The organism is Bartonella kosoyi, from assembly GCF_003606325.2.
GTDB classification, from domain to species: domain Bacteria; phylum Pseudomonadota; class Alphaproteobacteria; order Rhizobiales; family Rhizobiaceae; genus Bartonella; species Bartonella kosoyi.
Genome location: NZ_CP031843.2, coordinates 1,136,949 through 1,162,193, shown reverse-complemented (window position 1 = coordinate 1,162,193; position 25,245 = coordinate 1,136,949). Strand labels below are relative to the sequence as shown.

At 34.7% G+C, this 25,245-nt stretch carries 18 protein-coding genes and 1 tRNA gene; 9 read left to right on the top strand and 10 right to left on the bottom strand.

Annotation, left to right across the window (positions count from 1 at the left end; genetic code table 11):
* The first annotated feature begins 394 nt into the window (after positions 1-394).
* Complete coding sequence (locus D1093_RS05065) at positions 395-1,180, top strand: DUF1499 domain-containing protein (protein WP_120101068.1); 786 nt, start codon at positions 395-397, stop codon at positions 1,178-1,180.
* A 1,443-nt stretch (positions 1,181-2,623) separates the two neighbouring features.
* Here the strand turns inward: D1093_RS05065 and D1093_RS10465 are convergent.
* Positions 2,624-2,752 (bottom strand): hypothetical protein, encoded by a 129-nt coding sequence (locus D1093_RS10465; RefSeq protein ID WP_280178754.1) that lies wholly within the window; start codon positions 2,750-2,752, stop codon positions 2,624-2,626.
* 1,115 nt (positions 2,753-3,867) lie between these two features.
* Positions 3,868-4,128: a hypothetical protein gene (locus tag D1093_RS05045; RefSeq protein WP_120101062.1), complete on the bottom strand. Its 261-nt coding sequence runs from the start codon at positions 4,126-4,128 to the stop codon at positions 3,868-3,870.
* A gap of 248 nt (positions 4,129-4,376) precedes the next feature.
* On the opposite strand from D1093_RS05045, the gene D1093_RS10460 reads away from it, so the two are divergent.
* Genes D1093_RS10460 through D1093_RS05030 form a run of 4 tightly spaced genes read left to right on the top strand, consistent with a single transcriptional unit; the run spans position 4,377 to position 7,815 of the window.
* Positions 4,377-4,859: an ABC transporter transmembrane domain-containing protein gene (locus D1093_RS10460; protein ID WP_280178753.1), complete on the top strand. Its 483-nt coding sequence runs from the start codon at positions 4,377-4,379 to the stop codon at positions 4,857-4,859.
* The gene (locus tag D1093_RS10455; protein ID WP_342212229.1) at positions 4,810-6,045 is read left to right on the top strand and encodes a peptidase domain-containing ABC transporter; all 1,236 of its coding nucleotides are present in this window, start codon (positions 4,810-4,812) and stop codon (positions 6,043-6,045) included. Before D1093_RS10460 ends, D1093_RS10455 begins: the two co-directional genes overlap by 50 nt.
* Entirely contained in the window at positions 6,035-7,360 is a 1,326-nt protein-coding gene (locus D1093_RS05035; protein WP_120101060.1) for an HlyD family type I secretion periplasmic adaptor subunit, read from the top strand. The genes D1093_RS10455 and D1093_RS05035 overlap by 11 nt, the downstream gene beginning before the upstream one ends.
* Positions 7,360-7,815 (top strand): toxin-activating lysine-acyltransferase, encoded by a 456-nt coding sequence (locus D1093_RS05030; protein WP_120101059.1) that lies wholly within the window; start codon positions 7,360-7,362, stop codon positions 7,813-7,815. Before D1093_RS05035 ends, D1093_RS05030 begins: the two co-directional genes overlap by 1 nt.
* Positions 7,816-8,061: 246 nt before the next feature.
* Here D1093_RS05030 and D1093_RS05025 read toward each other — a convergent pair.
* A tRNA-Gln gene (locus D1093_RS05025) sits at positions 8,062-8,136 on the bottom strand.
* 872 nt (positions 8,137-9,008) lie between these two features.
* On the opposite strand from D1093_RS05025, the gene D1093_RS05020 reads away from it, so the two are divergent.
* Positions 9,009-9,611, top strand: coding sequence for a superoxide dismutase (locus D1093_RS05020; RefSeq protein ID WP_120101057.1), 603 nt, complete (start codon positions 9,009-9,011; stop codon positions 9,609-9,611).
* Positions 9,612-9,690: 79 nt separating this feature from the next.
* Here the strand turns inward: D1093_RS05020 and D1093_RS05015 are convergent, their stop codons facing one another.
* Positions 9,691-11,784 carry a S9 family peptidase gene (locus D1093_RS05015; protein ID WP_120101055.1) on the bottom strand — a complete coding sequence of 698 codons (2,094 nt, stop codon included), beginning with the start codon at positions 11,782-11,784 and terminating at the stop codon, positions 9,691-9,693.
* An 853-nt stretch (positions 11,785-12,637) separates the two neighbouring features.
* Here D1093_RS05015 and D1093_RS05010 point away from each other — a divergent pair.
* Positions 12,638-13,075, top strand: a complete 438-nt coding sequence (locus D1093_RS05010) for a Ros/MucR family transcriptional regulator (RefSeq protein ID WP_005773912.1) — start codon at positions 12,638-12,640, stop codon at positions 13,073-13,075.
* A gap of 103 nt (positions 13,076-13,178) precedes the next feature.
* Here the strand turns inward: D1093_RS05010 and D1093_RS05005 are convergent, their stop codons facing one another.
* On the bottom strand, positions 13,179-13,589 hold the full coding sequence (locus D1093_RS05005; protein ID WP_120101053.1) for a SufE family protein: 411 nt from the start codon (positions 13,587-13,589) through the stop codon (positions 13,179-13,181).
* Positions 13,590-13,695: 106 nt separating this feature from the next.
* Complete coding sequence (locus tag D1093_RS05000; RefSeq protein ID WP_120101052.1) at positions 13,696-14,070, bottom strand: DUF5330 domain-containing protein; 375 nt, start codon at positions 14,068-14,070, stop codon at positions 13,696-13,698.
* Positions 14,071-15,159: 1,089 nt separating this feature from the next.
* Between D1093_RS05000 and D1093_RS04995 the strand changes: the two genes are divergently transcribed.
* Positions 15,160-16,002, top strand: a complete 843-nt coding sequence (locus D1093_RS04995) for a peptidoglycan-binding domain-containing protein (RefSeq protein ID WP_120101050.1) — start codon at positions 15,160-15,162, stop codon at positions 16,000-16,002.
* A 1,752-nt stretch (positions 16,003-17,754) separates the two neighbouring features.
* Here D1093_RS04995 and ppdK read toward each other — a convergent pair.
* From ppdK to D1093_RS04975, 3 genes are all read right to left on the bottom strand, one after another.
* The gene (gene ppdK / locus D1093_RS04985; protein ID WP_120101047.1) at positions 17,755-20,421 is read right to left on the bottom strand and encodes a pyruvate, phosphate dikinase; all 2,667 of its coding nucleotides are present in this window, start codon (positions 20,419-20,421) and stop codon (positions 17,755-17,757) included.
* 190 nt (positions 20,422-20,611) lie between these two features.
* On the bottom strand, positions 20,612-21,268 hold the full coding sequence (locus D1093_RS04980) for a DsbA family protein (RefSeq protein ID WP_120101045.1): 657 nt from the start codon (positions 21,266-21,268) through the stop codon (positions 20,612-20,614).
* 83 nt (positions 21,269-21,351) lie between these two features.
* Positions 21,352-21,852, bottom strand: coding sequence for a DUF721 domain-containing protein (locus tag D1093_RS04975; RefSeq protein ID WP_120101043.1), 501 nt, complete (start codon positions 21,850-21,852; stop codon positions 21,352-21,354).
* Between the two features lie 161 nt (positions 21,853-22,013).
* Between D1093_RS04975 and mutY the strand changes: the two genes are divergently transcribed.
* A complete protein-coding gene (gene mutY, locus D1093_RS04970; protein WP_120101041.1) occupies positions 22,014-23,117 on the top strand; it encodes an A/G-specific adenine glycosylase in 1,104 nt (367 codons plus the stop codon).
* Between the two features lie 763 nt (positions 23,118-23,880).
* Here mutY and D1093_RS04960 read toward each other — a convergent pair.
* A complete protein-coding gene (locus D1093_RS04960; protein WP_425290656.1) occupies positions 23,881-24,969 on the bottom strand; it encodes a site-specific DNA-methyltransferase in 1,089 nt (362 codons plus the stop codon).
* Positions 24,970-25,245: the final 276 nt, after the last annotated feature.

The window sequence follows — 25,245 nt, the reverse complement described above, 5'->3', positions numbered from 1 at the left end:
AGAGATATATCTTAAAAACAAGTGCGTAAATTGGCAACCTAATGGTGTTGCGTTATTCGATAGGCTTATCTGACAGAAAAAATTTTCCGCAATGAGAGGAAAAAGAGGAAAGTTCTATATGCTGATAACAACTGGAAAACTTGTTTGTTGATCTTATTTTTATGTATTTACAAACATTCTTATAAAGTTCAGTCAATAGTATAATAAACCAAAGAAGAAGTACTTATTCCCTTCAATGAAAGCCCTAAAACAATCGCTAAAAATTGATGGAATATCACGCATCCTTGATCTCAAAAATAAGTGCTTTACTTTTGTCTTATGAGCAAAAACTTTTGTAGGATATGTTATCTGAAAAAACTTTGCTTATAGTTTACAGTCGAGGGGAAAAAACTTCATGAAGAAGAAATATGTTCGGTTAATTTCAAGAGCAGCGGTATGGTCCCCTCGCTTTGGTGGATTAGCGTTTTTTATTTTATTATTTTCGGTCATCTTACAACGTTTTTCCGTGCTTAACGTAAGCGACTTTATAATTTTGATAGGAATCTCTACTTGTTGCGTGATTATTTCTCTTTTTCTCGCGATTAAAGCCCTTCATAGTTTGTGGGTCTATGGAGCTCTAGGGGGAATGAAAGCTTTAAAGGGGATCGTTTATTCACTCATAACTGCAACACCATTGGTATTATTTTTGGGACTTTGGTTTACCTTACCTGCTCTTTACGATGTTTCTACCGATACACAAAGACCACCAGCTTTTTTTCGCACAATGCGCCCCAGTGATGCTTTGCCACTTAAAAGTACCTTAACTGAACAAGCAACATTACAGAGCTCACAATGGCCAGAAATGTCGGGGCGCCGTTATGATGGCGCACCTGAACGCATTCGCGAATCCGTTCTGAATGTTTTGGCTGCGTATGATTGGCCTATTGTCGCACAACGAGAATTCAAAGGCGAAGACAATGAGATTTATATTGAAACAAGAGCTAAAACTTTGTACCTTGGTTTTATTTCAGACATTGTCATTCGTTTAACTGATGAAGGCAATACCACCTTTGTTGATATGCGTTCTGCTTCTCGTTATTTGCCAAGAGATTTGGGGACCAATGCTGCTTTTATTATCGATTTTATGGATGCCCTTGATACAGAAATTGCTTCCCTTCCTCTCTCACAAGATGATGGATAATGATCAAGAGCAATAAGGCACTTTATTTCATAAAAATTGCCTATTTTTCAATAAACATGATACATAAGCAAACAATCACTTTTCAAAAACTATACACTAACAATTCCCCCAGTTAACAGCTTCTTAACACGTGAGACGTGATTAAATGTTGTACCAGAATTTACATACCATAAAAATTTTCTACAGTTTTATTTTTTATACTGAAAGTAAAATTCATCCCAAAGGGATGATCATAAGCAACTCATAATTGTGAGAACTTTTTATGGAACGATAACAATATGATGATCTTTACACAAAAGATAATAATCTAAAGACGATACACTCGTGAAGCAATTAAAAAGCTTAAAAAACAAAAAACAGAACTCTTGATGATAATGCTTATATTAAAGACTCTGTCTCACTGCAATCAGTAAACATTTTTTTTAAAGACGCTTTTTAATATATTTTAAAAATTAAAATATTACTATAATTTAATTCATATACTTAATACGCTATTAAATAAATTAAATTTATAAAATATAATCATAAAAAATATTATAAAAATAATTATAAAAATTAAACTTATTATAAATAATAATATATTTTTTTGTATTCTTTCGTATTATAATTTTTATATTTATTTTTTAACAATAAATAATATATTATTGTAATTACACTTATTATCGAAAGCAACATATTTACAATAAAATTAATAAAATCTGTCCACATTAATAATAACCAAGAAAAGAGTTGATAATAAAAATATAAATAATATAATTATCTAGTGTTAATTTTTTACATAAGATTATATTTCACATTAGTAAATTAAATTATAATGAAATCTAAAAAACATTAATATTTTATATACTAATATCATTTATTAAACAATAAAGTCCAAAATATATTATAAAGTATATAATAATTGTAATTAATCCTAATTTAATAGACTTTTTCCAAGTAGGAAATTGTAATTTAGAAAGAAGTATACTTAAAATTAAAAAAATGTTTGTTGCAAGTAACGCATTTTTAATATTAAATAAAATATATTCCATAATATTTTCCAATTAAATTAATATATTAATACATCTTATTATGATATATAAAAACTAGTTAAACAATATATATTAATTTATATAAAACTTAACTAAAGAAAATAAAATAAAGAATAAACTAAAAAATAAAATTATTCTTATTAATGACTTTTTTTAATATTTTTTTCATTTAAGCCCTTAGAAACATAATACAATTCAAATAAAGATATAAATATACTCAAACAACAAAATACAAAAAATAATTCAGAAAACACATTAAAAATATACATAACACATAAATTTCCAAATTAATATATAATTAAATTATTAATGAATTATATTTAAAAACATTTGTAGACATATTAATAAATATGTCTACAATATTGCTATAAATTTAAAAACATATTAAAATATTGTAATTTAATAGCACGCATTATACTGAGAACCTATTCCTATAAGCCCCCCCCACACCGTAGCCAAAACCACCGCCAATTCCGCCACCAGCAATCGCTCCTGGTATAATACCTGAACCACCTGGGAGTGCTCCTACAATACCTCCCATTAATCCTCTTACAATGCCGCCTGCACCTGATGCTTGGGAATGAGCGTCTGCGCTACAATCATCTTATTCTGGAAAAAGCCAACTTTTTGGTTGTGAGTTACTACTTGAACCATCTGATGATTCATGCTATTTAGCAAAAAATCAAATATAATTTGTAAAAATATATAAATTATAATAAATAATAAAATAATGATAATAACGTAATTCTATATTATTTTAAAATTCCTATATATTTAACTAATAAAATTCCAGAATAATATAATATAAAAAACCTAATTGTTGTTAACATTGTCCTTTTTATACTCCAGTTCTCACCTTTAAATCTATTGTAAGAAAACATGCAAAGTCCAAATCCAATTGCTGTTACTAAGGAACTAATAAAAGTATACATAATAAAAAATCCAAAATAAAATATCTATTATCATACACAAAAATATCCCTGAAATCAGTTTAGCCATAGCTTTAAAGTATGTTTATAATATCACTGATCTCAGAAGTATCTTTATCGTTATTTTCTAAATAAATTAAAAACAGCATTCTTTCGCTTTATTGATGAGAGCATTCATCTATCTTATCGATCAAGGCATTACCACCTTGTTCTGCTGCACCTAGGAACGCTCCAACGGTAGTGCCTTTAAGATTATTTGTGACCACATCTAAGCATTCAGAGTTAAATCAATTGTACTCAGCAAATAGAGTAGCTGTTAAGCGTATTGGAGAGGTTGATACAATTCGCAATTTTTAAAGAAAAAATTTTGTAAAAAATAAATTTATATGGATCTAGTATAAACCAATATATCTACGTAAATAATCAATAAGAGAATATAATATAAAGAATATAGCTATTTTAAATAATTCCCCCTTTGCATTTTTTTTCCAATTATGGGATTTGAATATATAAGGAATAATACATAAAAATCCAAATATAATTGTTGTTATTAATGAAGCCTTAATACTATTAGAAAAATCTACCATTATAAAACCCAGCTCAAAATCTTATATTCCTGAAATTTATTTCATATATATATCTATAAATATATGTCTATAATCAAATTAATCTCAGGAATAATTTACTGGTTATTTTCTAAAAACAAATACCAGCGCTCTTTAATTTTTTAGTGGCATTGTACCCATTTACCTATACCGGCTCCAACTGCCCCCGAACCTACACCAGTTATTGCTCCTGCCAAAGCGGCCGCCCCCACACCTTCTGGTCCTAATGCAGCACCTTTCAACGCATTGCCTGCTGCTCCTGTAACTGCTCCAAATGCAGCCCCTCCAATAATTGTAACAGCATAATCAGTAGGACTACATGTTTCATAATGAAAAAAACTTGATGATCCCCGTGAATCACTACGTGAGCTTGAACTACCCATTTTAATTCTCCTTTAAATATTTGTTTAAAAAAACGTATCACAATGATACAGTGGAAATTTCCATTATTATGCTGCTTAGGTAATTTCAAATATAATTTTAAAAAATATAAATATAAATAATAAATATATTATGTTTATATTATATTCTTACAAATTGTATATTTTAATTAAGAAATAATACTATTTACAATACTGTTAAAATATGAGACACAACCCCCTCTTTCTCTTAAACAAAATCATAAAATCAAATGAGTCATTCACAAGAAAAACCAGTAGCCTTCTCTTGGTTTACAAGCACAACAAAGAAATATATTTATTATGTTCTTGAACTTATTTGCATTGCCATCGTTTTGCGTTTGCTGGGCTTGGTAAATCCTTTTATTTTTCAAGCAATTATTGACCGTATTCTCCCCTTTCAGCGCCTTGAAAGTCTCTATACTATCGTTGTCTTGATAGTTGCTATCATGCTTTTTAGTACCGCTCTTAGCACTCTATCAGGTTACCTAGGCACTTATTTAGCCAATCGGCTTACGCTAGAATTTGGACGGCGTATTTACACCCATCTTTTAAGCCTCTCCTTGTCTGTGTTACGTCATTGGAAAGTGGGGGAACTGTTTTCGCGTATTGGAGAGGTTGATACAATTCGCGGGTTTCTAACAGGAACCATCGCCACCAACTGTCCTGAATGTTCTGTTTGCCATTATTTATCTTGCTGCACTCTTTTCTATTAGTCCGAAACTTACCTTTATTGTCCTTATCATTTTACCTTTACAAATGGGCTCTTTGGCATTCGTCGGTCCCTTCTTGCGCCGCCAATTACGCCGTGCTTTCACTCTACAAGCCGCCCATCAATCACGCCTTATTGAAAGCTTTACCAATCTTGAAGCCATCAAAGCGCATGTAAAAGAAGCTGCTCATACGATACGGATGCAAGAAACTTTAGCCCGCAGTCTAGATCAAAGCCTCACAACCAGTAAATTTCATCTCTTAAATGGGGCTTTAAGCCATATTTTTGGTGATCTTTTCACTATTTTTATCATCTTTTTTGGTGCTCAAGCAGTGCTGCAAAACCAGATTACGCTAGGGCAACTTATTGCCTTTCATCTTCTTGCTGGCAATGTTTCTGGTCCCATTTTAAGCCTTGCGTCTTTATGGGAAGAATGGCAGCATTTGAAAATCTCTCGTCTTCGTTTGGGTGATATTCTTAACGCACCTTCAGAATGGGAAAAGGAAAAGCCTCCCCTTCAACTCATCACCAAGCCCCATCTTGAAGCTAAAGATATCTGTTTTTCTTATGGAGACACACCTATTATCAACCACCTTGATGTCTGTTTACAACCTGGTAGGCCCATTATGTTGCTTGGCCCTTCAGGATGTGGAAAATCAACCTTTGCCAAGATTCTCTGTAGTCTTTATCCCCCATCAAGTGGGAAAATATTGCTTAACAATCAATCTTTACAAAATTTTGATATCCGTAGTGTGCGCAAAACAATCGCGTATTTTCCCCAAAGCCCTTGCCTTTTTTCCGGAACCATTCTTGAAAATATGCTTCTTGCCAAACCAGATGCTACAGAGGATGAAATCGTTGCTGCCCTTCATGCGAGTGCTTGTCATGATTTGATCTCTCAATTGCCTCAAGGGCTTCATACCCAAGTAGGTGAACAAGGGGGCTTTTTATCAGGAGGTCAACGCCAACGCCTAGCATTGGCTTGTTTTTTTCTCATCAAACCGCAAATTCTTATCTTGGATGAGCCCACTTCCGCATTGGATGACAAGGTTAGTGCACAAATTGTTGAACATTTATACACGCTTTCGCAAGAGCGTATTGTTCTCGTCATTACCCACAAACGCGATCTTTTTCCCAAGCATGCAACCCTATTAAATTTCACTGAAATGGGAACACAAAATGGTAGATAAAGCTCCTCATTTGCGCCCTTTATCGCCAACCCTTCATATGGTGGTTGCTGTTTTTGTCGCCTTATTCCTCTTTATTGTCATTGGTAGTTTTATCTCAAAAACAGAGATTGTTGCACGGGGACAAGGGGCGGTTATTCCCACCTCCTATGTTCAACTCGTCCAAGCGCAAAATACAGGACGCATTGAAAAAATTCTTGTAAAAGAAGGGCAATTTGTTCATCAAGGTGATCTCCTTATTCAATTAGATCCCCGTGAAGCCTTAAATGAACGCGCACGCGTTCAAGCCGATATTGCTCAACAGACCCTTCAAGCGCAAATTGCCACCGCTATCTTAGCTGCCTTGAGTGAACGAGATCCTTTGGATACGGATTTTGTAACCAAAGGGCTTTCTTATTTGCAAATTCCTGCCTCTAGCAGCAATACAGCAAGGCTGAAAGGGGAAAAACTCATCCACGCGACTCTTCAATCGCTCCAAGATAAAGTCAAAACACTGAAAGCTCAGGCTGACCGTGTTACACGCAGCGGTGCTGTCCAATACGCACAATTGGACAAATTACAAGATGATCAACAATTAAGCCAAGAAAAACTCAAAGCTGCCAAGAGTCTGATGAAAACAAAAGTCATCAGTAACTCTCTTTATTTAGAACGTCTCCATGATTTTAAAAATGTAGAACATGAAATTTTAGCCAATAAAAGACGCTTGGAAGAAAATACCGCTGAAATAGAAGCACTCCACCAACAAAGACAAAGCCTTATTTCTGATGAAATCGCCCGCTATCAGCAGCTTTCTCGTGAAACAGAACTCTCTTTACAAGGCTTAAAAGCCAAACTTGACAGCAGCCAATATCGTCTTGATCACTTATCACTTTATGCACCTGTTGATGGACGCATTGATGATTTAAGTATCCACACTTTGGGTGGCTTTGTAGAAGCGGGTAGAACTCTGATGCGTATTGTCCCTGGTTCAGGGGGACTCATTGTTGAAGCGTTTTTTGATAATCGAGATATTGGTTGTTTAGAAAAAGGCCAACGTGCTTACGTAAAATTTTCTGCCTTTCCACCTGAACGCTACGGCGTTATCTACGGTACCGTTATGAATGTAGGTACAACAGCGCGCCATCAGCAAGAAATTAATGGTGCTTATGCTGTTTTAATCAAAATCGACCAAGATCACATCACTTTTATTCACCAAGAGCTTAAATTTATCCCTGGCATGACCGTAACAGCTGATGTCATTACTTCAAAACGGCGTCTCATTTCTTATTTCTTTGAACCTATTACAAAAATTTTAGAACAATCTTTAAAGGAAAGATAATGTCTATCAATGAAACTCCATCACCCTCACTCATAAACCCAATAATGGCTTTAGGAGCTATGGTCGTTCTAATGCTTCAATCTCCCCTACACCGCCGTTGGCGAATCTGGGATATTGAACGAAACTTAGGACCGGCTTTACGGATTGGACAATACAAGCTCTATAAAAATGAGCATGGAGAATTTTGCGCCTTTATCACTTGGGCTTTTTTAGATGAAAAAAATCATCAATCCATGCTTGAAACGGGAGAGCTTTTGCCCAATGCTGACTGGCAGACTGGAAAATACGTATGGTTTATTGATTATGTAGCACCTTATGGCCATACTGCACATATTGTCCGCGATATGCAACGAAATATATTTCCTGATCAGCGTTATTTTTATGCTGTACGACGTAATGAAGATGGCGGAATACGAAAAATTGCTCGCTGGTGTTCCTATACCCCATCCAAATAGCTTTTATCTACTTAAGTGCGCCTCAATCATTTAAACCCACTCTCTTAATAGAAAAGAATCTTTTAAAAGAGCGCGTTGGAAATCATTATCGTAAAAGAGAATCTTAGCGTATTGATTGAGAGCTAACACGCTAAAAACGGATATTTCTCAGCTTACCGGATTAATATCAATAGCAACAAATCGTCAAAAGATTTAATCCACTCAAGGCTTCCTAAAAACTTTTACTTGGCTAATTTCATTAAAGAATGGCTGGGGTACCTGGATTCGAACCAGGGAATGCCGGTACCAAAAACCGGTGCCTTACCGCTTGGCTATACCCCAAAAAAACACGCTTTATAATTACTTTTGCACCTTATAGCGATTCCTGTGATTGGACGCAATATCTGAAAATCAAAGACTTTACTTTTTTATCATAAAGTCTCTACACCTTATACGATACTGCAACGATACAAATTCGCAGCGAAAATAATATACAGTTTTCCTTCTAACACAAGTCACAACCATTTATCCATCAATTATTTTGCTCTTTTATTAATTTCCTCGAAATAAAAAATGAAAACCTTATCGTTTAACTCGTGTCTTTAAATAAATTAGCATATGCTTTACTTTCCCTGATATATTCAAATCTCATCTTGCTCAATTAAAACAAAAGTTGTCACCACATTGAGGGCTGGCAAAGTAGATAATAACCGCTGTGCTCTTTCATTAAGCATAAAGATGGTCATGTCCACTCATTTTATATGTTATAACGTTTTTATATGTCATATTGTTCAGGGATAGCGCTACGAAATGAAATAAAGCGTATTGAACAATGTCTCTTAAAAAGATGACTTAATATTCTGTTGTAAACACCCTTGCACACCAGTAAGTTGAAAAAAATTTTGCAAAAAATTAAAAATATTTTTAGGTATAAAAACAAAGAATGATAGCTTTTTCCCCTTTACTTTTTATTCAAAAAATCATGCTATTTTTATCCATTCGTAGATGTAAAAATTTTTCAGAAGGCGCTATTTATATAGACCCGTGTCCCTTTTGATTGGTTAGCATATATTTCCTAAACGCTCCTTTTCAAAGAGAGAGACATTAAAATTAATTAACATATAATAAGCATTCAATATTTGCTTTTAGGTGCTGCAAATGGCAAATTAGGCTTTTAAAGTAAGCTTAACAATTAGAATCGAGGAGATTTTTAAATGGCTTTTGAATTGGCTGCATTGCCTTATGATTACGATGCTCTTGCGCCCTATATGTCACGCGAAACACTTGAATATCATCATGATAAGCATCATCTCGCTTATCTTACCAATACCAACAACCTTATAAAAGACGCAGGCTTGGAAAATGAAAGCCTTGAAGAAATTGTGAAAAAAAGTTTTGGAAAACATGTTGGTTTGTTTAATAATGCAGCGCAATATTACAATCATAACCATTTTTGGAATTGGATGAAAAAAGATGGTGGTGGTCAAAAGATGCCTGAAAAACTAGCAAAAGCTATTGAAGCTGATCTAGGTGGTTATGACAAATTCCGTACTGATTTTATTGATACTGCTAGTGCCCAATTCGGCTCCGGATGGGCATGGGTTACTGTTAAAGATGGTAAGCTTGAAATTATGAAAACGCCAAATGGTGAAAATCCTTTGGTTCATGATGCTCAGCCTATTCTAGGTGTGGATGTGTGGGAACATTCTTATTATATTGACTACCGCAATGCTCGTCCGAAATATCTCGAAGCTTTTGTCGATCATTTGATTAATTGGGATTATGTTCTCAAACTTTATGAAGATTGTGGATTGTAAGTTGTCTCGATAATTTCTTAGTGCCTATCAGTCCCTATAATCTTATAAATTATAGGGACTGACAAACAAACATTATAAATTAGCAACGGTCTTTTCCTGCTATCTTTAGAATATATGCATAGATATAAGCAACTTCTTCTAACTTTGAAAAACGTCCAGCTGCACCAGCGTGCCCTGAATCCATGTTAATACGCAATAAAATTGCATTATCATCTGTTTTTAACTCACGCAATTTTGCTACCCATTTTGTAGGTTCCCAATAAGTTACACGAGGGTCTGTTAATCCTGCGATCACAAGCATAGGCGGATATTTTTGCGCTTTGACGTTATCATAGGGAGAATAAGAAGCTATAAGATTATAATCTTCTTGTGATTCAAGAGGATTTCCCCATTCGGGCCATTCGGGGGGCGTTAGAGGTAAGGAAGCATCGAGCATCGTTGTTAAAACATCAACAAAAGGTACATTGGCTATAATCCCAGCAAAATCCTGTGGCGCTATATTGGCAATCGCCCCCATCAACATTCCTCCTGCCGAACCACCATGCGCAATCAACCGATCATGGGCTGTGAATTTATTGTTTACAAGATAGCGCCCACAAGCAATAAAATCGGTAAATGTGTTATATTTAAAGAGATGCTTTCCTTTCTCATACCATTCAACCCCTTTTTCTTTGCCTCCACGAATATGGGCAATAGCATAAATAAAACCTCTGTTTACGAGAGAGAGGACATTACTATTGAAACTGGCAGGAATAGAAATCCCATAAGCACCATAACCGTAAAGCAAACAAGGTGCACAACCATTAAGAGGTGTCGTTTTATGATAAAAAAGTGAGATGGGAATTTTTTCACCATCCTCTGCGGTGGCCATAATACGTCGCGTTATATATTCATCTTTATTATGGCCAGAGGGAATTATTTGCGTCTTTAACAATATTCGTTTGCGACTTCTCACCTCATAATCAAATACTTGATCAGGCGTTGTCATCGATGAATAAGAAAAGCGTATGGATTGACTATTATATTCCGCTGCACCTTGCAAACCTAAAGAATAAACCTCTTCATCAAAAGCAATGGAATGAATTTGTTTCGTTGTACGCTCCATAATTTTTATACGAGGAAGTCCTTCAAAGCGTTCGAGCCAAATAAGAAAGTCTTGATACGCATCATGGGATAGGATTAAACATCCAAGCTGATGAGATACAAGCTCTGACCAATTTTCTGATTGCGGCGCTTCATACGGCGCAACCATCATTTTAAAATCCTTTGCATTATCTAAATTAGTAAGAATATAAAAGACATCACCACCTTCTGTAAGTGAATATTCAACACCTTTTTGCCGTTTTCGCACACATTGAGGAACGCTAAGAGGCGCTTTGGCAGGAATTAACCAAATCTCTGAGGTTTCATGATCATGAATATTAATATAAATAACATCATGAAGCTTAGAACCGCTTACATTTAAGAAAAAACCTGGATTATCTTCACGAAAAATAAGTTTATCTTGTGATTGATCTGTGTCTAAGCGATGATAATAGAGCTCTGAAGGTCGGTGGTTCTCATCCAACTTTGTATAGAAAAAACCTTCAGATTGAGCATCCCACACAATTTGTCCGGATGTGTCAATTATAGCGTCCGTAAAATCAGATAATGTTTCTAAATTACGAATTTTAGCTGTATAGAATTCCGATCCTTTATCGTCATAAGTCCATACAACATATCTATGATCTGGAGATTCTTGAACTGAACCAAAATTGAAATATTCTTTACCTTCAGCCAAAAGATCTCCATTAAGATAAACATATTTTTCTCCACCATTCCTTGGTGTCCGAAAATAATGTGGTTGTTGCCCTCCGGTAACATAAGAAAATCCGTAAGCAAAAGGTCCATTTTTTATAGGAACGGAACTATCATTCTCTTGGATCCTGCTTTTCATTTCGGTAAAAAGCAAATCTCTTAATGGCTTTGTATCAGCCATCTGAGCCGCTTGATAAGCATTTTCTTTTTCGAGATGATGTCGAATATTGGAATCAAGACAGTTAGGATTTTTAAAAACATTTTTCCAGTTAGATGCGCGTAGCCAATGATAGGGATCATCACGAAAAATACCGTGATATATTTCCTTATGAGTGATTCTAGATGCTTTGGGAGGAATTGTAAAAGTGCGGGTCATACATAATCCTATATTAAAATATTTTAATTGCTTCGTTTATATGTTGAAATCGAAGTTATTGATGCAAGTATAAGAATATAATTTCTACACACTTGCCAAAATAGCCTCGTGATCATTTTTACAATTAATATCCTTCTCTTTATTAGCTATCATAGCTATTGTTTTGTGAGGATAGAATACCACTTTTATAATGAAAGTGACGGATAAGACAATTAAGTTATAAGAGAAAGAATTGATTTTTTTTGATACAGTATAAATGTATAATTTTATAGAAAGGATGAATATATATAAATTTTTGATATTATATTATAAAAAATAAAAAAGTATTCTATATCGTTTTAATGTATAGTTTTATATTATAAATGGTGATATTTTGTCATATTTATAATATAGTTCGTTTCTATTTGTTAGTTTTAATAAATAAAAATCATAAAAATAAATTTAAATTTTATAAAAAAATATTTAATAAATTATTAATTATTTAAAATAAAAATAATGTTTTATGTCTTGTATTTTTATAATACGTAATTTTATTTTTACGTTCTCAAAAAAAATAAATAAATTTTATCTTATATTTTTTTTATATTTGTGATATATCGTATATATGTATGATATGTTATAGAATAAAACTGTATTTTAATATGTAAGAATTTCGTTTTTCTTATTATATATTATGACAAAAAAGAGGTATTTATTTGATTTTTTTGTGTTTTGGCAATTTTATAAAATAATTGAATTGACAAAAAAGATTTTTGTACAATATGAAACTTATGTGCATCAGATCTTTATATTATGAGTATATGCACTATATCTCGATTTTGGATTACTCGATTTTGAATTAAAGGAAACAAGAATGGAACATCGTGCAGTCTTAGAGACTGAAAGCAATTTAGTTATTACATTGGTTGCTGATATTGTTGCTGCCTACGTGAGTAATAATTCTATTCGACCGACTGAAGTGCCAAGTTTGATTGCTGATGTCCATGCTGCTTTTCGTAAAGCAGGAAACTTAGAATTAACGGAAGTCGAAGCTGAAAAACAAAGGCCTGCCGTTAATCCAAAGCGTTCGGTATTTCCTGATTATCTCATTTGCCTTGAAGATGGAAAAAAATTTAAATCTCTCAAGCGTCATCTCATGACACATTATGGAATGTTACCAGAGGAATATCGTGAAAAATGGCAGTTAGACAGCTCTTATCCTATGGTGGCGCCTAATTATGCAAAAACACGATCAGCTTTAGCCAAGGAAATGGGGCTTGGACGCAAAAGTAAACGGAAAAAAGCTAAATAGTCATATTTTGCGAAAAAGTAGTTCCTAATATATATAAAGTTGCTTTTTAGAGTGCGTATTTTTTGTGAAATTTTTGTGTGCATGATGGTTTTTAGAAAGGGAATTATATAGAGCTTTCGTTACGGATTCGTTTAATCATTGATTTTAAACCATTGGATCGTTGTGGTGTAAGATTTTCATTTAAACCAAGTTTTTCAAAGAGCTCTTGAGCATCAGAGTTACGAATTTCAGAAGCTTTTTTACCTGAATAGAAAGCAAGAAGAATATAAATGAGTCCACGCACAATATGGGCATCGGAATCACCTTGAAACGTTAATATTGGATCTTCTGAATTATTACGTGACGATAAAAGCCACACTTGGCTAACACAACCAGGAACTTTGTGGGCATCGTTTCGAGCACTTTCTGGAAAAGGTGGTAATTCATGGCCAAGCTCAATGACATAACGATAACGATCTTCCCAACTATCCAAAAGCGAAAAGTTTTCTATAATATTGTCGATTGTTTCCGCCATAATCTTAGTCCTGTTTCCTTTTAATCATCATGTTGAATATATTATGGGGAGATAAATATTTATCTTCCTAACATAACGAATATGAAGAACGTTAAAAATTCTTATTTTAAGATAACATTTTATGATTTTGTGAGAATTTTTTTATTTCCATTTTATGAGAAGCATTAGGAGAAACCTCTACATTATTTTTGTGCCCTAATATGTGTCCTAAATATTCATAAACAGCTCTTGCACCGTAATATGCGCGTTCGCCAAGTAAACTTAAAACGGACCTTCCTACTTTACAAGTTTCTTTATTACGGTCACAAAATGTTCCTAAGTCATTTAAAGCTTCCTTAAAAGCAATAATCACATCGCTTGTTGTTGTCTCATTATTTTTTGAGTTAGAAGAATGATTACTGCTTGGATTTGCTACAAAAAATGAAATAATGACAAAAACAAAAAACAAAAAAAATGATAATTTAATTAAAAAACGTATCATGAGCAATTAATGTACCGTAGTGGTAAAGGCAATAAAAGGGGATTTTACACACTGCTTCTTTATAAAAAATTTATAAAATGAGGTATTCATTTATTGGACCTATATCATTAGCTTTTTTATAAATATGATACGATGTCGCTGTATAAAATGGAAAACATTATTTATTCGATAAATAATTAATATCAAAATTATACAAAAAATAAGAGACGTAATCATTCACAATGGAGAAGTATACGCTTCACATTTGTAGCCTTTTATTCCACGAGAAAGTGTAGCAATAAGATAAGAATTAAAAACATGATCTAATTTCTTTTCCATACTGTGTATATACTTATTTTAAATAATCATCCATCATTTTAAGCTTAGTTGAAAAGGCTAAAGAAGAATAAAACTCTGTTAATCTAACTCGCGTGTCGATATAATATTTTATATTGTCTATAAAATTTTTACTGGCACGTTATGAAAATGATCAACATGTCAATAAGAATGTTAAAAAAATGCATTCCTTATGATTCCATCTCAAATCGAGATTTTTTCTATAACATTGTAAATATCAATTTAATTGATACTTATGAAAATTATTGGATATGAATAGAAGAAATTTATGCCCAAATATAATACCATTAAGCGAGAATTGCTCTTACCAAACCGTTTACGGATAAGTAACCCTCTCCATGTAAATTATAAAGAAGAATAATGACTATCGTCATTCTATCGTTATTGGAAGCTATTCTCAACTCGATTTTTAATATTAGGCAAACATATGCGCCAAAAATGGAGAATAACGTGGCATGATTGTTTAGATGATTAGATGTGATAATGATCCTTTGAAAAAACCAAGATAATCTTGAGTGTTAATTATTTGATGTTTTCTTTGATATATTAAAGATTTGTAAACTATGAAATTAATAGAAGTTGATAAGAGCTCTTGTCGATTTATCAACTTATAAATGGATATAATGAAACTGTTTATTTTAGGAATTTGAAAGGAAAAAGCAATCATATCAATGCGCTTCTTTCTAGCTTGAAATAAGAAATAATTTACATTCGTCCTTTGTGGAAAATAAACGAAACTGAAAATCAAAAATAATGGCAACAAAGCGAAAGACGTCCCGAAAAAAAACTGTAAAACAGCGTAAATACAATAATAGTATTTTTATCACTCTTCTTCTGATAATTTTTTATTTTATTTTTTGGAGTGCAAAAACTCTTTATTTTTATACACGAAAAAATATTTTATTTTTTGTTGGATCTCTTCTTTTTATCATCAGTTTTTTATTTGTTTCATTTAATGCTTTATTTTCACAAATGACGGTCCATCAAAATATTTTAACTCAAATGACGTTTTTTTCTGCTCAAAGTATAGGAAAAAACTCTAATTTATCCGAAAAAGAAGCAAAATCACAAGAACTCTCTCGTGTAACTTCACTCCATTCTCCAAATCATCACCGCACAGATTCACCTTTCCCCCCTCAATCAGCAAGCATGCTGGAAAAACAAAAAGAACTCGCAGAATTAGGACTTTATGATGGACCTTTAGATGGACTGGATGGACCTAAAACGCGTCGTGCTATCGCTTTATGGAAACAACAAGCTCCCCCCAAAAAGCAAAAAAACGTTTTATCTAATCCCACAACAGATGAAATTGCGATATTAATTAAACAGAGCGAAATAGAAATGGCAAAGAATACAACAACAAAAAATATAACAAATTCGAAAGAAGCTATTTTAGATCCTTCTGTTGAAGATATTTTACAGGTACAAAAAGCTTTACGTAATTTTGGTCATGAGGAAGTTCTTGTCACAGGAATAGAAGATCAAAAGATGATAGAAGCCTTAAAACAATTTCAAAAAATGTTTGATCTTCCTGTCACGGGAAAAATTAACCACACAATTTTGATGAAAATGCGTGAAATTGGTTTATTAAATTGAAGCTTAATCATATCTACATTATAAAAATAATCTCTTAACTTATTATAATCATAATTGATCATCTGCTTGTTTAATACCTAGCCAAGTACAACAATATTCCTTCATCTTAAGCCTTCTTGTATTGAATCAATCAAAATGATTTTCTTACACATTACATATTGAGCCATACAATTTGCTAGTAAGGAGATTATGACCAGTTACAGAAAAAAGAAATCATTGTAAGAGAGCAAACGCACTTTTTTAAATTTTTATCGCTTCTGATGATGAAGGGACACGAAATTCTGTTGTCGCATCACACCTTCTTTTCATATTCTCTAGCCAGAAATTATTCATATACTACTGCCAATTTGATTTTGTGAATATGATGCCAAGAATATGTACGAATACCTTTAAGAAGAAGTAGACGAAAAGTCAGTTGTGTTATGTTTTTTGTTTCGAAAAATGTTTCATAAAAAGCCGGCACACTTCTCCAATTCATTACTGGAAAATCTTGTATTTTATGGCGTTGTTTTTTAAAACAGCCCGTGCTTTTCTTGTTGCTTATAAATCAACATTCAATCGCATGTTTGAGATAAAGACTAAGGCGTATTTTCTCTACTGTTGTGGCTTTTGTATGCCAAATGGGTGCAAACATATTGTCTGTTTCTGTTTGTGTAATCTCTTAAAACAGGGTGAGAGCTTAATTTGGGAAAAATATAAAATTTTAAGGATAGAAACCATTTCCCATCTTGACCATTTTCTTTTCATTCAGCTTTACGACTTTCAAAGATATCTCAAGCAGTGCCTTCTTTTATAAATAATAGAAATTACCTATTGCATCATGCTTTTATTTATCACGTGTCTTTTTGAGCTTACGCCCTCCCCCTCCACGTAAAACAAAACATCCCAAACGGAATATACTTTGCCATTCACGGGGCTTTCTTTAGAAAAGCATCTCTCAAAGTGCTCAAACCCATTTCGCAACAATGCTCGTAAATAATATCATAGCAGCCCCACTATGCACTATCATTCTTACGCTTTTAAAGGAGCAAGCTTGCATCATTACATTTGTACCTACCTTTAATGGTGCGACAGCTCTCAGCACTTGAAAGTGTTCATAAGAAACATTTTTAATTCTTTTTTGAATGTTTTTTCGACATGCTAGCTCCATTTATAAGTGCAAAATTGGTTTTGATTTTTTCATTATAAAAGAAGTTGAAATGAGAAAATCTTATGATATTCAGGGCTCTTATCCAACATGAGAAATAAAAATTACTTTTATCAATCAATATATTATATAATTCAATATTCTTTTATAAGTGTAAAGATGGCAGCACATAGTGGAGTTTATAAACTCTGGGGGAAGATTTTATAATTTCAGGGAGTTTTAAATAATCCCATTCCACGAGTGGTGACGTGAAATATGTTAAGAGAAATTTCTTAAAAACAGCCCATAAATGTACAAAATAAATGTATTTGTTTGAAGCATTCTGTTTTGCGTGAAACATCCCCCCTGTTAAAAAGCAAACGTGTGAATTAACTGCACAATAGTGCGCTGCTCTCTCTCAAGAGTCGCGTCAATACTTGAAAGTATATGAATAATACACCTTTGCTTTATATTTTTTCTCATAAACCTCTCAAAAATATACTCTCTCATGTAAGATAAATTATCGTGCATTCTAAAAGCCTTTTATTTTCTTTAAGGAAGGAAATAAAAGCGTGTACATAAAAATTTATTTCAATGGTCACGATACCATAAAAAATGTTAACCTGTTATATCCTTTTGGCTATTGCGGCCTGTGCTGCTGCTAAACGAGCAATTGGAACTCGAAAAGGAGAACATGAAATATAATCTAGGTTATTTTCTTCACATAAAGCAATAGAAGCAGGATCACCTCCATGTTCACCACAAATTCCCAATTTTATTTTGGCACGCTTTGAGCGTCCACGCTGTGCAGCAATGGCAATCAGTTCTCCAACACCATCACGGTCAATAGATACGAAAGGATCGAGCTCTAAAAGACCTTTTTGAAAATAGGTTGCTAAAAAAGGAGCTGCATCATCCCGGGAAATTCCAAAAGTGGTTTGTGTCAAATCGTTTGTTCCAAACGAAAAAAATTCCGCCGTTTCAGCAATTTCATCGGCTCGAAGCGCTGCTCTTGGAAGCTCAATCATCGTCCCAACCATATATTGAATAGTGCTTCCCTTTTCTTTCATCACTTCCTCAGCAACCTGATCAATACGCGCTTTTACAAAATCGAGTTCAGATTTAAGTGCAATAAGTGGCACCATAATTTCAAGCATAACAGGAGATCCAGATTTTTGGGCGGCTTCTGCTGCTGCTTCAAAAATCGCCCGCGCTTGCATTTCAGCAATTTCAGGATAAGTAATGGCTAAACGACATCCCCGTAATCCAAGCATAGGGTTAAATTCGTGCAACTGCTGTGCACGTTCAGCAAGCGTTTCCACAGAAACCCCCATAGCTTTTGCAACTTCAAGAATTTCTACATCGGTTTTTGGTAGAAACTCATGGAGTGGCGGATCGAGCAAGCGAATGGTCACAGGCAAACCACACATAATTTCAAACAATTCACTAAAATCTGAACGCTGCATTGGCAAAAGCTTGTCTAACGCTTTGCGACGTCCACTTTCATCATGACTTAAAATCATTTCACGCATGGCAACGATACGTTCACCAGAAAAAAACATATGCTCGGTACGGCAAAGGCCAATACCTTCAGCCCCAAAAGAACGCCCCATACGAGCATCAGATGGTGTCTCAGCATTGGCGCGAACTCTTAAACGTCGCATGCCATCAGCCCATTCCATCAACTTTGCAAAGTCTCCGCAAAGTTCAGGTTGCAACATCGCAACCTTGCCTTTGAAAATTTCCCCACTTCCACCATCAATTGTGATAATATCACCCTTTTTAAAGCTTTCTCCTGAAGCAAGCAGCGTATTTGTGTTATAATCAATACGCACACTACCAGCACCGGAAATACATGGCTTTCCCATCCCCCGCGCCACAACAGCAGCATGGCTTGTCATGCCGCCACGTGTTGTTAAAATTCCTTCAGCAGCATGCATCCCGTGAATATCTTCTGGGCTTGTTTCGACACGGACCAAAATAACTTTGCGCCCTTCTGCCGATGCTGTTTCTGCTTCTTCTGACGTAAAAACAATTTCACCCGTTGCAGCTCCAGGAGAAGCCGGTAAACCACGTCCTATAACCAAACGTTCTGCTTTGGGATCTAGTGTTGGGTGTAAAAGTTGGTCAAGTGACTTTGCATCAATACGCATCACAGCCTCTTCACAACTTATTAAACCCTCTTCAACCATTTCAATTGCCATCTTGAGAGCTGCACGCGCTGTGCGTTTCCCTGAACGAGTCTGCAGCATCCATAATTTCCCCTTTTCAATGGTAAATTCGAGATCTTGCATATCGCAATAATGCTGCTCAAGTTTCTGAGCTATCTGACATAATTTCAAAAAAGCTTCAGGCATAATTTTTTCTAAAGACGGCTTATTTGAACCAGCAACAATACGCGCGTTTTCTGTAATATTTTGAGGCGTTCGAATGCCCGCCACAACATCTTCCCCTTGCGCATTAACTAAAAATTCACCGTAAAGTTCTTTTTTCCCTGTCGACGGATTGCGTGTAAAAGCAACACCTGTTGCCGAATCTTCTCCCATATTCCCAAAAACCATAGCTTGCACATTCACTGCTGTTCCCCAACTTTCAGGAATGCCATGTAAACGGCGATAAGTAACTGCACGTGCTGTCATCCAACTTGAAAAAACAGCTCCAATCGCCCCCCATAATTGTTGTTCAGGATCTTGTGGAAAGGGGATCCCTAATTTTTCTTCAACATAGGCTTTATAAGAAATAATAACATTCTTCCAATCATCTGCTGTCAGTTCTGTATCAATAGTGTAACCATTGTGTGCTTTTGCTTCATCAAGAATCTCTTCAAAATATGAATGCTCTACGCCTAAAACAACGTTAGAATACATTTGGATAAAACGCCGATAACTATCATAAGCAAAACGTTCATTATTGGCTTGTAAAGCAATCGCTTTGACAGTTTCATCATTCATGCCAAGATTCAGCACTGTATCCATCATCCCTGGCATAGAAGCTCGCGCCCCTGAACGAACAGAAAGCAAAAGTGGTCTTTGTTCATTCCCAAATTCACGTCCTGTTTGTTCAGCAACACGTCTTAGTGCTTTCTTAACAGATTCCTGTAGCTCTTCTGGATATGATTTGTCATGGGCATAATAAAAATTACAAACTTCTGTTGTCAGAGTAAAGCCAGGTGGTACCGGCAAACCAAGATTACTCATTTCTGCCAAATTAGCGCCTTTACCTCCTAGAAGATTACGCTCGCTTGCACTTCCTTCTGCGCTGCCATCTCCAAAACTATAAACCCATTTTTTCATTATACAAATCCTCCCATATCAGCATCAAAATACCATTTAACCTAGGCTCATTTAAAAGCAATGATTTGATTTAAAAATCGGCAAAACAAAAAATATCGTCTCATAATCGCTTCATAAATGCACAATACCAATCCTTCCAAAAGAGAAATGACCACACATCTCACTTATTCCCCTTCTAGAAGATTAAATTTTAGTTTTTAAGATAACCATCAATCACCGAAAAAAACTCGTCTACGTTCATGGCACCTTCATATTTATCACCATTGATAAAGAAAGTAGGCGTTGCTGTGACACCAAGTTCTTTACCACGCTCAAAAGATGCATTCACTTCATCTAAAATGGACTGATTCTTCAAACACGCAGTAAAACTCTCATCTGTAAAACCCGCCATTAAGCTAATCTTTTTCAACGGTGTCACAGCATCTTTTACCCAAACCCACTCATTTTGTTTTTGAAATAAAACTTCTATCAAAGGAAAATAGCGATCTTCTGGTGCACATCGTGCTAACATAAAACCTGCTGTTGCCCGAGGATCAAAAGCATAATCGCGAAAAATTATTTTCACTTTGCCTGTTTTGATATATTTTTTACGAATTTGAGGAAGGATATCATTATAAAAATGCGCACAATGCGTACATGTCAACGAAGCATACTCAACAATGATGACTGGAGCATCTGCCTCTCCCTCAAAGCGATCCTTTACTTTACCCGATTGAAGAAGCTCAGCCATATCCACCGTTGCAACAGGTTTGGAACCACGTGCTAAAGCAACTGTTACACTGTTTTGTACAATCATTATGAAGAGAAAAATTATTCCGAAAGATAAAAAAGAACGATATTTTACCATAAATAATACTTTTCTGTTATTATTAAACGAATAGGAATCCAATGCTTTCCCCTATATTAAAGGAAAATATATAAAATATCTTACTATTTATTATTTTTTTCCGAGAAAATGCAACAGCCAAGTTTATAAAGTGATTGGCGTAAGTTTTTATCTTCAATTCCTTCGAGCATTTTTTCTAGGATTTTTTTGTCTTTTTCACTCAATGCCAGCTTTAAAGGAACATGATTCATAAAAACCGACATACTCCTTTGTTCAATCTTAATGCGATCAATCGCAATATAGCCAAAAAATCCATTAATTCTATGAAGCAATTCCTCTGTTTCATGCATCAATTTTAATGCAGCAAATCCTTCACAGGCGATAACAAGTGTTGCAGGCTTAAAAACTTCATCTTGATCGGCGCGACGTTTCCAAATAATTTTAAAGGGTATTGTATGTTTACTGATATCATAGCCCGCAATTTGTGGCCAATGCTCTATAAGCGCAACATTAAGCCCTGTCCGTTTACGTAAAACCGGATCAAGTATTTTTAGTACCGTCTCAGAAAGAGAATAAAAAGCATGCTTTTTGAGTTTTTTTCTCATTTTTAGATCATTATTCAACCGTTACTCAATGACAATCATTTGTTTCATCTAAAAATTATTACCTTTCCAATTTATATAATATCAACAAAATAGAAATTCTCTCCTCACCAAAATCTCAACAATAAAGATACAGAAGCAAAAAAACATGGATAAACCAATAAATGCTTTTTTCTTTTGCATTTTATATCTCCCTATGCTTGAAAACAATCATGTATGAAATTTCTTCGCACCTCCTTTCCTGGTACGATCAAAATTACCGACATCTCCCCTGGCGGATTACCCCCGAAGAGCAAAAACAAGGTATCCGTCCTGATCCTTATCACGTTTGGCTTTCTGAAATCATGCTTCAACAAACGACCGTTGAAACTGTTAAGCCTTATTTTAAAAAATTTCTGAAACTTTGGCCTAATCTTTCCTCTTTAGCAAAAGCCTCCCAAGATGATATCATGAAGGCATGGGCTGGACTTGGTTATTATTCACGCGCACGTAATCTTAAAAAATGTGCACAACAGCTTGTTGAAAACTACGCAGGACAATTTCCACAATCTGTCAAAGCCTTACGAACTCTCGCGGGGATTGGAGATTACACAGCTGCAGCCATTGTCGCAATTGCTTTTAACCACCCTGTAGCAGTGGTTGATGGTAACGTCGAACGTGTGGTAGCCCGGCTTTTTGCTATCAATTCAATATTACCAAAAGCAAAAGCTGAAATTAAAGAACAAACACAAAAGATTACTACTTTAAATCGTCCTGGCGACTTTGCTCAAGCAATGATGGATTTGGGAGCAACAATTTGTACGCCACGCAAACCATCTTGTTTTATCTGCCCTCTTCAAAGTTTATGCAAAGCGGAAAAGATGCAACAAACAGAAGCTTTTCCAGTCAAAGCTCCTAAAAAAGAACGCCCTTTAAAAACAGCTGTTGCTTTTGTGGTCCTTAATAAAAAGAGACAAATTTATTTAGAAAAAAGACAGACACAAAAACTCCTTGGCGGAATGACCCAAATTCCTAATAATATTGGTATAAACAACGAACATGGACTTCAAAATGCACCCTTTACTGCCAATTGGCAATTCAAAGGACAAATTACCCATGTTTTTACTCACTTTTCTCTAAAGCTCGATGTTTACTATACTGACGATCCTCATGAAATAAATCGTGAAAATGGTTGGTGGTGTAATATTCAACATCTTGCCAACGAAGCGCTTCCTACTGTTATGAAAAAAGCCATCGCCATAGCTCTTCCCAATTCTTTTAGATTTTAATAACCTTCCCTATAAAACTTTTTCTCACAAAAACTTGTGCTATCTCTAGCGACCATTTCCTTCTCTGTAAAAGAAAAATTTAAGGAAGTAAAATGATCTATTTTTTCTACAGATAAGAATTAATAAGAATTAAGAAGGGATAGAAAAGCTTAGAAATCCTAGATTTAATTTCAGGATTTATCCTTTTTTCGCTTGATGCAAGGAGTAAATCAGCACCATCACACACTTTGCCTGTCTCTAATGTTGTTCTCGCCCTTGGCCCTTGAGATAGTTCATAAGAGATATTTGTACTCTTTTCTTTAGTCATTGTTACTCATATGCCAACCCCACTTATGACACACAAAGTGATTTTGATTGATTCAATATAAACAGGCTTGAAATGAGAAAATTTCACGATATTCAGGGGAATCATTCAAGTTGAACAATTCCAAATTATCTTTATAAATCATATATTGAACGCACTTTATAGATCTAAGACTTCCCTCAAAAAAACTCTTGATTTTAAACTTCTGAGTGAGGCTTTTAATTATGATATTTCATTTTTATAAAATTATATTGAAATTTTATTGTTTTGGTATTTAAATGAGAGATAGAATGAAGCTTTTGCATTTTAATTTCTTCTACAAGAAACATAAAAATACACGCTTGCCGCTCGCTAGCTAAACTAGCATGTTAACGCTTGAAAAGGTATAAACTTGCCCGTATGTCTCTCTCAACTAAGGGCGGATACATATGATCAATAGAATGAAGTGATCATCTTCGTTTATAAAACACCCGTTTTTAACATTTGTGAACGTATGATCATTCTTAAGTGATCTATAGACTTCAACCGTCCATTTTCTTCATAATACCAAAAAGTCCAACCGTTACAACTCTGCGAATCTTGAGCCTTTCTTCCCATTGCATGAATTGAACCGGCTTCACCACCATGCATGATCGTACCATCAGCTCTTACAATAGCAGATACTTGCTTCTTGCGATCATAAAGAACTTCTCCAGGATAGAGCAAACCTGCTTCAAGCAAACTATTGAATGCTACACGTGGTTCTGCTTTTTTTCTATCCAAAATCGCCAGTTCTGGTTGCGCTAAAGGTTTAACCGCCGCAATCCTCTCACACGCTGCATCAATATAATCTTGCTCACGTTCAATCCCAACAAAATCACGCCCTAAAAGCTTGGCAACAGCACCTGTTGTTCCCGAACCAAAAAACGGATCAAGAATAACATCACCAGGTTTACTAGAAGCCATAATAATACGCGCTAATAACGCTTGTGGTTTTTGTGTTGGATGCAATTTACGCCCCGAATCATCCTTTAAACGTTCAGCTCCTGTGCAGAGAGGAAAAAGCCAATCTGAACGCATTTGTAAATCTTCATTTGCTGCTTTCAAAGCGTCATAATTAAATGTGTACTTTTTATCTTTTTGATCTCGTACAGCCCAAATCAGCGTCTCATGGGCATTTTGAAAGCGGCGCCCTCGGAAATTAGGCATCGGGTTATTTTTGCGCCAAATAATATCATTAAGCATCCAAAAACCTAAATCTTGTAAGGCTGTACCAACTCGAAAAATATTATGGTATGATCCAATAACCCAAAGCGTTCCGTTGGGTTTTAACACACGACGACACGCAAGCAACCAAGCGCGCGTAAAAGCATCATAAGCAGCAAAACTCTCAAACTGGTCCCATGCATCATCAACCGCATCAACAAGCGAATGATCTGGACGGTATAGCGCACCCTCCAATTGCAAATTATAGGGAGGGTCCGCAAAAATCATATCAACGGAATGTTTTGGCAGTTTTTCTAAAACGGCAACACAATCTCCTTTAAAAATTTTATTGCGCCATGGCATCTGTGAGGGAGTACGAATGAAATCTTTTTGAAGCTGAATAACTGTCATGAAAAACCCAACAAAATGAACTGAATTTGCCCTATAATCAATCAAAATAGTTTATAGGCCCGCATTACCAATCCATATTTACAAAATAGAGTAAACGTATCGTTAAAGTTCTGCAAAATTGATATTCATTTTTATTTTTTTTAAGTAAAAAAACTTTCGTATCAATGAATCTTTATTTTACTTTTTTTAATGTACTGTTCCCATAGCTTTTATTTTATAAAAGAATTA